General features: G+C 70.9%; 12 protein-coding genes and 2 pseudogenes. 12 read left to right on the top strand and 2 right to left on the bottom strand.

Annotated features, from left to right (window positions below; translation table 11 throughout):
* Both ACWD10_RS06920 and ACWD10_RS06915 read left to right on the top strand, forming a co-directional pair.
* The coding region (locus ACWD10_RS06920) for a SulP family inorganic anion transporter (protein WP_451087791.1) at positions 1-1,259 on the top strand (1,259 nt) is incomplete at its 5' end.
* Between the two features lie 213 nt (positions 1,260-1,472).
* Positions 1,473-3,206, top strand: coding sequence for a protein kinase domain-containing protein (locus ACWD10_RS06915; RefSeq protein WP_451087789.1), 1,734 nt, complete (start codon positions 1,473-1,475; stop codon positions 3,204-3,206).
* A gap of 166 nt (positions 3,207-3,372) precedes the next feature.
* Here the strand turns inward: ACWD10_RS06915 and ACWD10_RS06910 are convergent, their stop codons facing one another.
* Positions 3,373-4,302 (bottom strand): NAD(P)-dependent oxidoreductase, encoded by a 930-nt coding sequence (locus ACWD10_RS06910; protein ID WP_451087787.1) that lies wholly within the window; start codon positions 4,300-4,302, stop codon positions 3,373-3,375.
* A gap of 103 nt (positions 4,303-4,405) precedes the next feature.
* Between ACWD10_RS06910 and ACWD10_RS06905 the strand changes: the two genes are divergently transcribed.
* The 3 genes from ACWD10_RS06905 (at position 4,406) to ACWD10_RS06895 (ending at position 6,308) form a co-directional block, all read left to right on the top strand.
* Positions 4,406-4,756, top strand: a complete 351-nt coding sequence (locus ACWD10_RS06905) for a winged helix-turn-helix transcriptional regulator (protein ID WP_451087785.1) — start codon at positions 4,406-4,408, stop codon at positions 4,754-4,756.
* 249 nt (positions 4,757-5,005) lie between these two features.
* Complete coding sequence (locus ACWD10_RS06900; protein ID WP_451087783.1) at positions 5,006-5,545, top strand: cupin domain-containing protein; 540 nt, start codon at positions 5,006-5,008, stop codon at positions 5,543-5,545.
* Positions 5,538-6,308 carry an SDR family NAD(P)-dependent oxidoreductase gene (locus tag ACWD10_RS06895; RefSeq protein WP_451087781.1) on the top strand — a complete coding sequence of 257 codons (771 nt, stop codon included), beginning with the start codon at positions 5,538-5,540 and terminating at the stop codon, positions 6,306-6,308. Before ACWD10_RS06900 ends, ACWD10_RS06895 begins: the two co-directional genes overlap by 8 nt.
* A 164-nt stretch (positions 6,309-6,472) precedes the next feature.
* Here ACWD10_RS06895 and ACWD10_RS06890 read toward each other — a convergent pair.
* Positions 6,473-6,687: pseudogene (locus tag ACWD10_RS06890) on the bottom strand (GNAT family N-acetyltransferase); the annotation flags it as partial.
* Between the two features lie 100 nt (positions 6,688-6,787).
* Between ACWD10_RS06890 and aac(3) the strand changes: the two are divergent.
* From aac(3) to ACWD10_RS06855, 7 genes and pseudogenes are all read left to right on the top strand, one after another.
* Positions 6,788-7,651: an aminoglycoside 3-N-acetyltransferase gene (gene aac(3) / locus ACWD10_RS06885; protein ID WP_451087779.1), complete on the top strand. Its 864-nt coding sequence runs from the start codon at positions 6,788-6,790 to the stop codon at positions 7,649-7,651.
* A gap of 220 nt (positions 7,652-7,871) precedes the next feature.
* The gene (locus tag ACWD10_RS06880; RefSeq protein ID WP_451087777.1) at positions 7,872-8,993 is read left to right on the top strand and encodes a hypothetical protein; all 1,122 of its coding nucleotides are present in this window, start codon (positions 7,872-7,874) and stop codon (positions 8,991-8,993) included.
* 305 nt (positions 8,994-9,298) lie between these two features.
* Positions 9,299-10,004 (top strand): annotated as a pseudogene (locus ACWD10_RS06875) (helix-turn-helix domain-containing protein); the annotation flags it as partial.
* A gap of 91 nt (positions 10,005-10,095) precedes the next feature.
* On the top strand, positions 10,096-11,091 hold the full coding sequence (locus ACWD10_RS06870; RefSeq protein ID WP_451087775.1) for a BtrH N-terminal domain-containing protein: 996 nt from the start codon (positions 10,096-10,098) through the stop codon (positions 11,089-11,091).
* 69 nt (positions 11,092-11,160) lie between these two features.
* Positions 11,161-11,994, top strand: a complete 834-nt coding sequence (locus ACWD10_RS06865; RefSeq protein WP_451087773.1) for an SDR family oxidoreductase — start codon at positions 11,161-11,163, stop codon at positions 11,992-11,994.
* Between the two features lie 158 nt (positions 11,995-12,152).
* Positions 12,153-12,500, top strand: coding sequence for a CU044_2847 family protein (locus tag ACWD10_RS06860; protein ID WP_451087771.1), 348 nt, complete (start codon positions 12,153-12,155; stop codon positions 12,498-12,500).
* On the top strand, positions 12,497-13,166 hold a 670-nt coding region (locus ACWD10_RS06855; RefSeq protein WP_451087769.1), incomplete at its 3' end, for a S1 family peptidase. The genes ACWD10_RS06860 and ACWD10_RS06855, both read left to right, overlap by 4 nt.

The raw sequence follows: 13,166 nt of genomic DNA, 5'->3' as shown, positions 1-13,166 counted from the left end.
CCGGCGCGATGGCCCTGGTCATCGCCCCGCTCAATCACGAGTACGGGCTCGGCTACCTGATCGCCGCCGTCATCCTCGGCGGACTCATCCAGATCGCGCTCGGCGCACTCGGCGTCGCCAAGCTGATGCGGTTCGTGCCGCGCTCCGTAATGGTCGGCTTCGTCAACGCCCTCGCCATCCTGATCTTCATGGCCCAGGTGCCCGAGATGAGCGACGTGCCCTGGCCCGTCTACCCGCTCATCGCGGGCGGCCTGCTGCTCATGGTCTTCTTCCCGAAGATCACCACCGTGATCCCGGCCCCGCTGGTCTCCATCGTCATCCTCACCGTCATCACCATCGGCGCCGGGATCGCGGTGCCGACCGTCGGCGACAAGGGCGAACTGCCCTCCTCGCTGCCGGTGCCGGGCCTGCCGGACGTGCCGTTCACGATGGACACGCTCACCACCATCGCGCCGTACGCCTTCGCCTTCGCACTCGTCGGCCTGATGGAGTCCCTGATGACCGCCAAGCTCGTCGACGACATCACCGACACCCACTCCAACAAAACCCGCGAGTCCATCGGCCAGGGCATCGCCAACATCGTCACCGGCTTCTTCGGCGGCATGGGCGGCTGCGCCATGATCGGCCAGACCATGATCAACGTGAAGGTGTCCGGCGCCCGCACCCGCCTGTCCACCTTCCTCGCCGGATCGCTCCTGATGGTCCTGTGCATCGTGTTCGGGCCGGTCGTCTCCGACATCCCGATGGCCGCACTCGTCGCCGTCATGATCATGGTGTCCGTCGCCACCTTCGACTGGCACTCCGTCCAGCCGAAGACCCTGAAGCGGATGCCGCTGGGCGAGACCACGGTCATGGTCGTCACCGTCGCGTGCGTGGTGGCCACCCACAACCTCGCCATCGGCGTGGTCGTCGGCTCCCTCACCGCCATGGTCATCTTCGCCAAGCGCGTGGCCCACCTGGCCCAGGTCTCCGGCGTCGTCGACCCCGACGGCAAGCAGGTGGTGTACGCGGTCACCGGCGAACTCTTCTTCGCTTCGTCGAACGACCTCGTCTACCAGTTCAACTACAAGGACGACCCGGACGACGTGGTCATCGACCTGTCCGACGCCCACATCTGGGACGCCTCGTCGGTGGCCGCCCTGGACGCCATCGAGACCAAGTACGCCGACCGCGGCAAGAAGGTCACCATCATCGGCCTGAACGAGCCCAGCGCGGACATGCACGACCGCCTCGCCGGACAACTCACCGCAGGCCACTGAAGAAACGCACCGACCGCCCTTCCCCGGACCACGGACCCCGGACCACGGACCACGGACCCGCCGGGAAGGGCGGTCTTCTGGGCCTCCGACGCCCAGGGGCGGCCCGATCGGCCGCCTCCCGACCTGCCCCGGCCGTTCGCGCGGTGACCGCCGGTTTCGATAGCGTGCCGTCTGTTCCATCGAGGGTGCGCGGGGGCGAGGTGCGGCAGGTCCATGAGCGAGTCCGGCACGGGGGCGCCGCGGCTTCAGCCACTCGGCGAGGACGATCCCGTTCAGGTGGGCCGGTACCGGCTACGGGCCCGGATCGGCAGCGGCGGCATGGGACGGGTGTACCTCGCGTACACACCCGGCGGCCGAGCCGTCGCCGTCAAAGTCGTACGACAGGAGCTGGCCGAGGACGACAACTTCCGGCGCAGGTTCCGTCAGGAGGTGCGTGCCGCGGCCCTCGTGGACGGGCTGTTCACCGCGCCCGTCCTCGACAGTGACACCGAGGCGCCACGCCCCTGGCTGGTCACCTCGTACGTTCCCGGGCTCTCGCTCGCCGACGCCGTCGCGCGGTACGGAGCCCTGCCCGTGGACTCCGTGCTGCTGCTCGTCGCCGGGATCGCGGAGGCGCTGGAGTCCGTGCACCGTGCGGGCATCGTGCACCGCGACCTGAAGCCGTCCAACGTCCTGCTCGCCGCGGACGGCCCCCGCCTCATCGACTTCGGCATCGCCCGCGCCGCCGAGGCCACGGTGCTCACGGTCAGCGGGCACGTGGTGGGTACGCCGTCGTACATGTCGCCGGAACAGGCCACGGGCGGGCGGGACGTGGGCCCGGCGAGCGACATCTTCACGTTGGGACAGATCGCCGCCTTCGCCGCCACCGGGTCGTCCGCGTTCGGCGAGGGCAACGTACAGGCGCTGCTCTACCGAGTGGTGCACGAGCCCCCGCGGATCGACGCCCTTCCGGAACCCCTGCGGGGCCTCGTGGCGCACTGCCTCGTCAAGGACCCGGCCGACCGTCCCTCCCTCGCCGAGATCATGGCGGCCTGTCGTGCGGCGGTCGACGCCAGAGCGCTGCGCCGCCCGGATCAGTGGCTCCCGCCCACCCTCGCCTCGGCCTTGCCGCACACGCCACCGCACGCACCGCCGCGCACGCCGTCATCCGGACCCGGGGCGCCGAGCGACAGCGCCGCTCCCCCGGATTCGCCCGACGCCTTGAACGACCTCCGTCTTGAGGCTCCCGAGGCCCGGTACGGGGCAGCGGGCTCCAACAGCGCGTCTGGGCAGGCCAGTTCGGCGAGCGCAGGTAGGGAGCGCCCTGGGGCGGCCGTGTCTCCCGGTACGGCCGCCGCCGCGGCGCCGGGCCGTGCCGCGCGGCACCGACGGACCCTCCTGGCCGTCGCCGTGTGCGCGGTTCTCGCGCTTGTCGCCGGTGCCGGGTACGCCCTTCTGCCCGGCACCGGCGACAAAACCGACGGGCGGCACGGGGCCGAGCAGCCACAGCCACAGCCTCATCCGCGTCCTGATACGAGCACCGACGCGGACCCCACGGAGCCCACGGAGTCCGCGGAGCCCACGGAGCCCGCCCCGGATGTCCAGGGCACCGTCCGCCTGCCCGAGGGCTGGCACATCAACCTCGACGCCGACCCGTTGAAGCCGGACCGCTCCGGAACCTGGAACAAGGACCGGATCGACTTCCGCTACCACCGCGGACGGTTGCGCACCCGCGACGGCAACCGCCTCGCCCTGCTCTCCGCCCACCGCGAGGGATCCTTGACGATCTGCCACAAGCAGGTGGGGTTCACCCAGAACATCGAGCTGAAGGGTATCGGCGCGGGTCGCCAGGTGTGCCTCTTCACCCAGGACGGCCACGCGGCCCTCGTCACCCTGCGCGATCCCGCCCCGGCCGACCGCGCCACGTTCACGATCACCGTCTGGCGCGACGCGGCCAAGTCACCGTAAGCGCCCAGGACTTGTCCCTTGTCCCTCGCGCCTTGTCCCTCGCGCCTTGCCCCTCGCACCTTGCCCCGTACGAATCAGGCCGTATAGGCAAGCGGCTTCCTCGGCGGCTCTTCGGTGGTTCTTCGGTGGTTCTTCGGCGGCTCCTCGGCGGCTCCTCAGCGGCTCCTCAGCGACGGCCGAGGACCTCGGCGATCCGGCTGAACCCGTCCGCGCCGTGGCCCAGTCCGATGACGCGGCGGGCCATGCCCTCGGCCGCGCGCATCACGCCCGCATCGATGCCGTGGGCCTCGGAGGTGTGGACGATATGGGCCATGGACGACACCGCAGAGGTGATCGGATTGCCCTCGCCGGAGAAGCTGCCGCTCTCCACGTCCTCCGCGGTCTCTTCGAAGATCGGCGGGAGGATCGCGCCGATGCCGCTCGCGAACGGCGCCAGCTCACGTGCCGTCACGCCTTCCGCCCGCGCCACCGCCAGGGCGTGCGCATAGCCCGCCATCGCGGTCCAGAAGATGTCGAGCAGCGCGATGTCGTAGGCCGCCGCCCGGCCGACCTCCTCGCCAAGGTGGGTATGGGTGCCGCCCAGCGCGTCAAGAACCGGCCTGTGCTCCCGGTAGAGCTCCTCCGGACCGGCGTGGAGGAACACCGCGTCAGACGTTCCGATGGTCGTGGTCGGCGTCATGATGGCGCCGTCCAGGTAGCGGATGCCGTGACCGGCCGCCCAGTCCGCCGTGTCCCGAGCCCGGTCCGGGGTATCGGCGGTCAGGTTCACGACCGTGCGCCCCTTGAGCGCATCGGCGACCTCGTCGCGCCGCAGAATGGCGTCCGACGCGTCGTAGTTCACCACGCAGACCACGATCAGCTCGCTCGCGGTGACCGCCTCCGCTGCCGATCGGGCACCGACCGCGCCCCGTGCGACCAGCTCCCGGTCCTTGCCCGGGGTCCGGTTCCATACGGTGGTCCGCAGTCCCGCGTCGAGGAAGGCGTCGGCCAGGGACCGGCCCATCGGGCCCAGACCGAGCACGGTGACGGCAGACTGTTCGGCATGCGTCTCGGCATGCGTCTCGGCATGCGTCTCGGCATGCGTCTCGGGTTGCATCCCGGGATGCATGGACGTGGTTGACTCCGTTGACTTCGTTGACTTCGTTGACATGGTTCAACTCCCTTACGAACAACTACAAAAGATTGGAAATGGGGCGAAGATGACGCGTAGTCGGGCCCAGGACCTGAACGTCTGTGGAGTGACCGCCGCGATCGCCGTGATCGACGGCAAGTGGAAGACCGCTCTGCTCTGGCTCCTCGAGTCCGGCCCGCACCGCCCCGGTGAGCTGCGCCGACAACTGCCGGGCCTCAGCGAGAAGGTGCTGACTCAGGCTCTCCGCGAAATGGAGACGGACGGACTCGTGCACCGGGACGTACACGATGTGATGCCGCTGAAGACCGTGTACTCCCTGACCGATTTCGGCAGAGAGCTCTCCGAGGCGCTCGCGCCCGTCTCTGACTGGGGTCACCGTCGCCTGGAGCGACTCGCCGAGGCCCGAACGGTCTCCTGATCTGCATCGCCTCTGCCCCCCGACTCGTGTGGTCCGCCGATCGCCGCCCACAACGAGGTTCGCCTGGCCGTCGCGCGCTGCCAAGTACCCACAAAAAAGTGGGTACTACGCCGCTCCGCGTTCGCCCGGCGAGGACGGCAGTTCATGCCCGGCCAAGATCCGACAGACGGCCACCACGCCCGCCCCGTCCCCCCTACAGTCCTGTAGTGCTGTCCGCGCGCACCTTCATCCCGTACAGAAGGAGAGCCCATGCCGGAACCGCACGGCACCGCCGCCGAGTTGGTGGAGCGTCACGGGCTGCGTCCGCTGCCCGTGGAAGGGGGCTGGTTCCGGGAGACCTGGGCCGGGCCCGAGGACGGGACGGGCCGCCCGAGTGGTACGGCCATCATCGCGCTGCTCACCAGCGGGCAGGACAGCTTTTCGGCCCTGCATCGCCTGCCCACCGACGAAGTCTGGCACTTCTACCAGGGTGACCCGCTGGAGCTGCTTCTGCTCGCCCCGGACGGCGCCGACCGCGTCCTGCTCCTCGGTGGCGAAGGGCCCGACGCGGTGCCGCAGGCGGTGATCCCCGCCGGGGCCTGGATGGGCGCGCGCGTCGCGCCCGGTGGGGCGTGGTCACTCTTCGGCACCACCATGGCGCCGGGTTTTCTGCCCGGGGACTACGAAGGTGCCGACGACTCCACGGCACACGAGCTGTGTGCCCGCCATCCCCACCGCACGTCTCTCATCCGCGCCCTGCACCGTCCCGGGGCGCCCACCCGTATGACCGAAGGAGCCTCAGGTGCGTGACCCTCTTCTGCCCGACCTCACCGGCAAGGTCGCCCTGGTCACCGGAGCCAGCGGCGGCATCGGTGCCGGTGTCGCCCGGCAGTTCGCCCGCGCCGGGGCAACCGTGGTCCTGCACGGCCACCGCGGCGCGGACCGGGCGCGTACCGTCGCCGAGAAGATCACGGCCGCGGGTGGCCAAGCGTCCGTCCTGACCGCCGACTTGACCGACGAAGTGGCCACGCACCGTCTCATCGAGGAGGCCGCCGCCCACCACGGCCGCCTCGACGCCCTGGTCCACAGCGCCGGGATCCAGCCCGTGAAGCAGCTCCCCGACCTGACCCCCGACGACTGGGACGGCATGTACCGGGCGAACACCACCAGCGCCCTGTCCTGCACCCAGGCGGCGGCCCGCGCCATGCGGCAGCACGGCGGCAGCATCACCCACATCGCGTCCATCGAGGCCCACCAGGCGGCCCCCGGGCACGCCCACTACAACGCCGCCAAGGCCGCCCTGGTCATGTTCGCCCGCTCCGCCGCCCTTGAGTACGGCCTGCACGGAATCCGCGTCAACACCGTCTCCCCCGGCCTGATCGACCGCCCGGGCCTGGCCGACGACTGGCCCGACGGGGTCCAGCGCTGGATGGCCGCCGCGCCGCTCGGCCGCATGGGCGCCCCCGAAGACATCGGCAGCGCCTGCGTCTTCCTCGCTTCCGGCGCGGCCTCCTGGATCACCGGCACGGACCTCGTCGTCGACGGTGGCGTGAGCGCCCGCCCCACCTGGTGAACGGCCGGGCGCCGGGGGCCTTTCCGAACTGGGGGGCTCAACACCCGTGCGCCGTCAGCCAACCGGTCGGGCCAGCACATGTTCCGGCCGGGCCAGCACATGTCCCGGCCGGTCTCGGGACCGGCTTGGCGGCCGTCCCGCGCAGCACCGGGCGTCGCCGCCGCTCCCGGATCCCCGCGCCGAAAGCGGTCGGTGGGGGTGAAGCCGTTGCGCTCGTAGAACGCGACCAGTTCGCCCCCCCCCGCAGGCGCGATCGGCAGCTGCGGACTCGGCCCGAGTCCAGCACCAAGGCTCCGACGGGCGTTCCGTCTCCGCCCAACTCCGCGATGTACGCGGCGTCTTCGCTCGTATACCGCTCGACGCACGCCATCCCGCCCGGGGCCCGCCCGGGGCCGCCCGGGGCCGCCCGGAGCCCGCCCGGAGCCCGCCCGCCCCAAAATGACAGGACCGGCCGGGGCGCCGGGGCTACTGTCGCCGACATGGACGAAATGGCCCTCCTCGAGCTCTCCGACGGCCCCGTCACCCGCAGCCGCCTCGCCCGCGACCTGGCGCGCCTCGGCCTCGCCGCCGGTGACACCGTGATGTTCCATACGCGGATGTCCGCGATCGGATACGTCCCGGGCGGCACGCAGACGGTCATCGACGCCCTCGCCGACGTCGTGGGAGAGCGCGGCACCCTCATGGTGACCTGCGGCTGGAACGACGCCCCGCCATACGAGTTCACCGACTGGCCCGATGCCTGGCAGCAGGCCATCCGCGCCGAACACCCCGCCTACGACCCCCGGTTGAGCGAGGCCGACCACTCCTACGGCCGCCTTCCGGAGGCGCTCCGGCTGCGCCCCGGCGCCGTCCGCAGCCGACACCCCGACGCGAGCTTCGCGGCCCTCGGCGCCCACGCGCAGCAGCTGATGGCCGACCACCCCTGGGACGATCCGCACGGCCCCGACAGCCCCCTGGCCCGCCTCGTCTCCCTGGGCGGGCGGGTGCTGCTTCTGGGCGCGCCCCTGGACTCCCTCACCCTGCTGCACCACGCCGAGGCGCTCGCCGATGCCCCCGGCAAGCGGTACGTGGAGTACGAGCAGCCGATCCTGGTGAACGGCGAGCGCACCTGGCGCCGCTTCCACGACATCGACTCCGCGGACGGCGCCTTCGACTACTCCGCCGTCGTACCCGAGGGGACGTGGCCCTTCGACGCCATCGCCCAGGAGATGCTCGCCACCGGAATCGGCCTGCGGGGCAGGGTCGGCGCGGCGGAGAGCGTGCTGTTCGAGGCTCGCGACGTGGTCGACTTCGGGGTTGCCTGGATGGAGGAGAAGCTCACGCCGAGGCACGGTCGGGACTGAGGCTTCCATACGTGGACGGACGGGGATCCGCGGCTACGGCTCGGCGGTTTGTCACGCGTATATCTAGACCTCCCTGCCGCGCTGCCTCATCGTGGCCCACCTCCTCACTCGGAACTCGCCCGGAAATCCACCGGGAACTCACTGGGAACTCACCGGGAACTCGCCCGGAACTCGCCTAGAACTCGCCTGGAAGGACCCAGCCGTGAGACGAAGACGATTTGTGGCAGGGACAGTTGGCGCACTCCCGGGGCTCGCGCTCGGCGCGAGCCCCGCAGCCGGAGCCGATGCGTCGCCCGCGCTTCGTGCGACGCAGGGCTGGCAGGCCGTGCCGACGCCCGGCACTACCCCTGCCGCGCAACTGCGCCGCATCTGTGCCACCGGGCCCCAACTGGCCTGGGCCGTCGGCGAAGAGGGCCGTGCCGGAACGTCGCAGGGGCGCGCCCTTGCCATGCTCTGGGACGGCAACCGCTGGTCGAAGACCGACCTGACGCATCTCGACCACGCCGGGCGCCTCAGCGACGTCTCCGGTGTCTCCCCCACCGCGGCATGGAGCGTCGGCCTGCCCACCGGGGACGCCGGACCGCTGCTCCGCTGGGACGGAACCACCTGGCACGAGGCCCCCTTCCCGGGCCAGGGCGAACCGGGCCTCCGCCTCGACGCGGTGGCGGTCGACCCCGACCAACGCGTGTGGATCTGCGGCATCCGGGACGGCGCCGCCCGGCTGCTGCACGGGGACGGGCAGCAATGGCGGTGGCTGGATCCACTGCCGGTGGCGGGCGCGAGCCTGTACCGGATCGTCCTGCGCTCCGCGGACGAGGTGTGGGTGAGCGGCGACCAGGCGTCCGGCGGAGGTTGGTCCGGACTCGTGGCCCGCTGGGACGGGGCGTGGACCGTGCTGCCCCCGATCCCCGGCCCCCGCCTGAGCATCGCCGATGTGCACGCCGCAGCCGCGGACGACGTATGGGCGGTCGGGACCGATTTCGGGGTCGGCGGGCCGCCCGGCCGCCCCGGCAGTCCCGTCCTGGCCCACTGGGACGGTACGGCCTGGACCCGGGTCCAACCCGGCTTCACGGCCGGGTCGTTGACCGGAATCGCGGGTGACGCACAGGGCCGCGCCGCCTGGATCTCCGGCTGGAACTACCGGGACCAGAGCCGCAGCACCTACCTGCGGCGGAACGGCGCGGCTTGGACCGTCGTCCGCGGCCCGGCCGGTACGGCGGAAGCTCCCTACCTCAACGACGTCACCCCCATCCCCGGCACCACGGGCTTCTGGTCGGCCGGCCTGACCGCCCCCACGCCGTACCCTCCGACCGAGGCCTACGCCGAGCGCCTCGAGGCGTGACACGGCTGGTACGGGGAGGGCCGGGCCTGGCCCGGCGGTGAAGCGGAAGCTCACCTCGTCGGCACGGCCTCGTCCACGGCCCCGTCCACGGCCCCGTCCACGGCCTCGTACGCCTGATCCGGGGCCTGATGGCGTCGTCCATGCCCCCGCGCTTCGCTACGCCTTGGCGGAGCGCAGAGCAGGGCGAGCGCCGCGACGCCCGCCGTGAGGAGGAACGCGGCCCGCAGGCCCTGGAGTTCCGCCCACGCACCGAGCAGCGAGGGTCCCGCGATCGTGCCGAGCCCCAGGAAGAAGACGGTGACGCTGACGCGGATCTGATCGTGGTCCCGACTGCATCGTGGACAGCTACGAACCGCCGGACGTCCTGCTCGACGCGCTGCGCGAGGCGCATGCCCACGGGGCGCGGATCGCCTCCCTCTGCTCGGGCGCGTTCGTCCTTGCCGCGGCCGGGCTCCTTGACGGGCGTACGGCGGCGACCCACTGGATGTACGCGGAGGAGCTGCGCCGCCGCCATCCGTATGTACGCGTCGACGACCGTTCCCTGTACGTCGACGACGGCTCCATCCTCACGAGCGCGGGCACGGCCGCGGCCATCGACCTGTGCCTGCACATCGTGCGCGGCGACTACGGCACGGCAGCGGCAGCGGAGGTCGGCCGCCGCATGGTCGTGGCCCCACACCGGGAGGGCGACCAGACGCAGTACGCACTCCCACCGCCCCCTGACCATCACCGAGCTGGCATCCCGCGCAGGGATGAGCGCCCGCACATTCGGCCGCCACTTCACGGCGGAGGTGGGCCGTCACCCCCCTGAAGTGGCTGAACCTGCAACGCCTCGCGCGGGCACGGGAGTTGCTCGAGACGACGGATCTGGGGGTGGACGCGGTGGCGGGGCGGAGCGGCTTGGGCAGCGCGGACAGCTTGCGCCAGCACTTTCACCGAACGCTGGCGACGACCCCGGCGGCGTACCGGCGCACCTTCCGGACCGCCCCTCCGCACACGCTGCCGACGTGAACACCCCTGGAGTCGTGGACATCCTGTCTGCGCACGGCCCGTATCCTGCGCCTTGCCATCTCCAACTGAGGAGGGCCCAGGAGAGCATGGCATGACCACGGTAAGAGACATCGACGTCCGCGGTACGCAGCACTGCGAGACGACAGCTCTGGGGGTGCTGCTGCGGCACCAAGGACTCGATCTGTCCGAGCCCATGCTCTTCGGCCTCGGCTCCGGTCTGTCCTTCATCTACTGGGACAGCAAGAACATGAGCTTCCCGTTCCTCGGGGGACGGATCAAGCCCTTCGACCTCACCAGGAACCTGGCCACCAGACTCGGCCTTGACCTCTTGGTCCAGGAGACCACCTCGCCCCGCAGGGCATGGGAGAACGTGGCGGCCCCCATCGATGCCGGCCACCCCGTCGGACTGCAGCTGGACAGCTACTACCTGGACTACTTCGGGTCGAAGGTGCACTTCGGCGGTCATGTCGTCGCCATGTACGGCTACGACGACCACGACGCCTACCTGGTGGACACCGACCAGCAAGGCGGAGCGGTCTCCACAAGCCTGACCAGCCTCGCCCAGGCCAGAGCCGCACGCGGCCCGATGACCGCCAAGCACCGGTCCTTCACCCTCACCGCCCCGAAGAACCCGCCCTCCCCACAGGACGAGATCGTTCCCGCCATCACCACCTGCGCCGACGCCTTCCTCAACCCGCCCATCGCCAACCTGGGCCACCGCGGAATCGACAAGGCCGGCCAGCTGGTACGCACATGGCTCCAGCGCACCGACAACCCGCGGCGGGACCTACCGCAGGCCGCCCTCCTGATGGAGAAGGCGGGCACCGGCGGCGCCCTCTTCCGTAACCTCTACCGCGACTTCCTCGCCGAATGCACCCAACTGCTCGACAGCAGCCACCTACGCACCGGCCACAGGCTGTACACCGAGGCAGCCACCCTGTGGACGGAAGCCGCAGCACTGATCACAAAGGCCGGTGCATCAGGCGACGAGGAGTACCTCGAGCGGGCAGGCACCGCCCTCCGCGATCTGTCGCGCATAGAGCGCGAGGCCATGCAGGCGCTGAGCTGCCTGCGGAGTTCTTGTTGACCTCAAGTGCGGTTCAGCTTCTAGCGTTTCCCCCAATTGATCATCTGGCATGGGGAGAAGGCGACGCTCATGATTCTCGTGACGGGAGCCACCGGGAACGTAGGAAGAGCTCTGCTGAACGAGCTGCACGCGTGCGGTGCCGGGCCTCTGCGGGGGCTCACTCGTGACGCTGCGCGCGCCTCATTCCCCGAGGAGGTCGAGGTGAGTGAGGGTGACTTCGCTGAAATCGCCTCGCTGAAGCCCGCGTTGGAGGGCGTGCGCTCGATGTTCCTCTTGTCGCGGATGGGCTCGGATGCCGACATCCTCACCGCTGCCCGGCGGGCCGGGGTCGAGCATGTGGTGCTCGTGTCGTCGATCACCGTCCAGACGCATCCGCATCTGGGCCCCGCCCGCGAGAACATGACCGTCGAGCGGCTGCTCAAGGACAGCGGTATGGCCTGGACGATTCTGCGGCCGACGCAGTTCGCCTCGAACGCCCTGTGGTGGGCGGCGTCCATCCGCGAGAATCAAGCGGTCCGCGTGCCGTATGCGGACACCGGGCTGCCCGCCATCCACCCCGCCGACATCGCGTCGGTGGCGCGGGTGGCGCTGACCGAGCCCGGTCACCAGGGGCGGACGTACGCGCTGACCGGACCGGAGCGGGTGACGCCCCGGCAGCAGGTGGCGGCCATCGCGGCGGCCCTGGGGCGGGAGGTGCCCTTCGCGGAGATCAGCCGGGAGGAGGCCCACCGTCACCTGTCCGCGTTCTTGGGTGACGAGTCCGCGGATGCCGTACTGGATCTGACGGGCGGCCACGTCAACGACGAACTGCTGACGGTGCGCGACACGGTTCCAAGGATCTCCGGCTCCGCGGCCCGGCCGTTCCCCCAGTGGGTTTCGGAGAATGTCGACGCCTTCCGCTGAGCCGCCCAAGGCACTCCACTTCCACTCCGCTTCCCGGCCTGGCCCCCTCAACGGCACGCCATGGATGGGCGGGGGCGATCCTCGGCTTCCTCACTTCAACTCGGCTGTCGGCCTCTACTCTTGTCGTCTGATCGACCGTGGCGTGCGAGGAGGACTTGGTGGGGGACCAACTGGCGGACGATGCTTCGGCGGCACGGCCCGTCGTGCGGGTGGAGACGGTCGAGCTCGACGGGCGTGGTGCTCGGCAGATCGGCAGCAGGGCACGGCTGTCCGCTCCACTCGGCGATCGCTCGGCCGAGGTGCAGGAGGCCATCGTGCAGGCGTCCGCGATCGCCCAGGACTCCCTGGCCCAGGTGGAGGAGCGCGGCGGCTGGTCGGTACGCAGCATGGAAGTCGTGTTCGGTCTCACGCTGTCGGCCGAGGCCGGGGTCATTCTCTCCAAGGCGTCCGCCGAGGCGTCCTTCGAAGTGACACTCACCGTGGAGCGGGCCGCGAACGCGCGATGAGGGGGACCGAGAAGAGGGCTGAGGGCCACGACGAGCCGACCCACTGGGTCCACATCGAAGAGGGCGAGCGGCACTTGGGCGCCGGCTTCCTCATCACCCGCGGCTTCGTCCTCACCGCGCTGCACTGCCTGCGCGGCCTCTCGTCGCTCGATGCCCGAGTGGACCTGCGGCTGCCGGACCGCCGCCGTGTCAGTGGCCGGGTGTGCGACTCGGTGGAGGAGATGGATCTCGCGTTGATCGCCGTCGAGAACGCACACGCCCACCAGTTGCCGCCCGCGCCGCCCACCGACTGGCCGCGTCCGCAGGTGCGTTGGCGCGGCCGGTACCGGCCTCGGAACGATAACCCTCAGCTGAGCGGCACCGTGACGCATGCCCCGGTCAGCCACCGCAGTGCGGCAGGTGGGGAGTTCGCGGCGGTACAGCTGACGGTGGACCAGTTGCTAGGCGACTTCTCCGGCTACTCGGGGAGCCCCGTGGCTGCGGAGCCACGCCGAATGGGAGAGCCGGAACCACCCGAGCAGGAGCCGTGGCGGGTCGTGGGGATCCTCATGGAGCAGGAGCTCAGCCGCGACGCCGATGCCGCCGATGCCGCCGATGCCGCCGATGCCGCCGATGCCGCCGATGCCGCCGATGCCGCCGATGCCGCCGATGCCGCCGATGCCGCCG

Source organism: Streptomyces sp. NPDC002851, from assembly GCF_053591935.1.
The sequence above is the reverse complement of the archived record's forward strand: the minus strand, read 5'-3'. Positions and strand labels throughout refer to the sequence as shown.

What these genes read in the sequence shown, in the direction of transcription:
- ACWD10_RS06870 (WP_451087775.1), top strand. Translation starts at nt 10,096, where the DNA reads ATGACCACGGTAAGAGACATCGACGTCCGCGGTACGCAGCACTGCGAG.
- ACWD10_RS06865 (WP_451087773.1), top strand. Translation starts at nt 11,161, where the DNA reads ATGATTCTCGTGACGGGAGCCACCGGGAACGTAGGAAGAGCTCTGCTG.
- ACWD10_RS06905 (WP_451087785.1), top strand. Translation starts at nt 4,406, where the DNA reads ATGACGCGTAGTCGGGCCCAGGACCTGAACGTCTGTGGAGTGACCGCC.
- ACWD10_RS06915 (WP_451087789.1), top strand. Translation starts at nt 1,473, where the DNA reads ATGAGCGAGTCCGGCACGGGGGCGCCGCGGCTTCAGCCACTCGGCGAG.
- ACWD10_RS06910 (WP_451087787.1), bottom strand. Translation starts at nt 4,302, where the DNA reads ATGCAACCCGAGACGCATGCCGAGACGCATGCCGAGACGCATGCCGAG.
- ACWD10_RS06900 (WP_451087783.1), top strand. Translation starts at nt 5,006, where the DNA reads ATGCCGGAACCGCACGGCACCGCCGCCGAGTTGGTGGAGCGTCACGGG.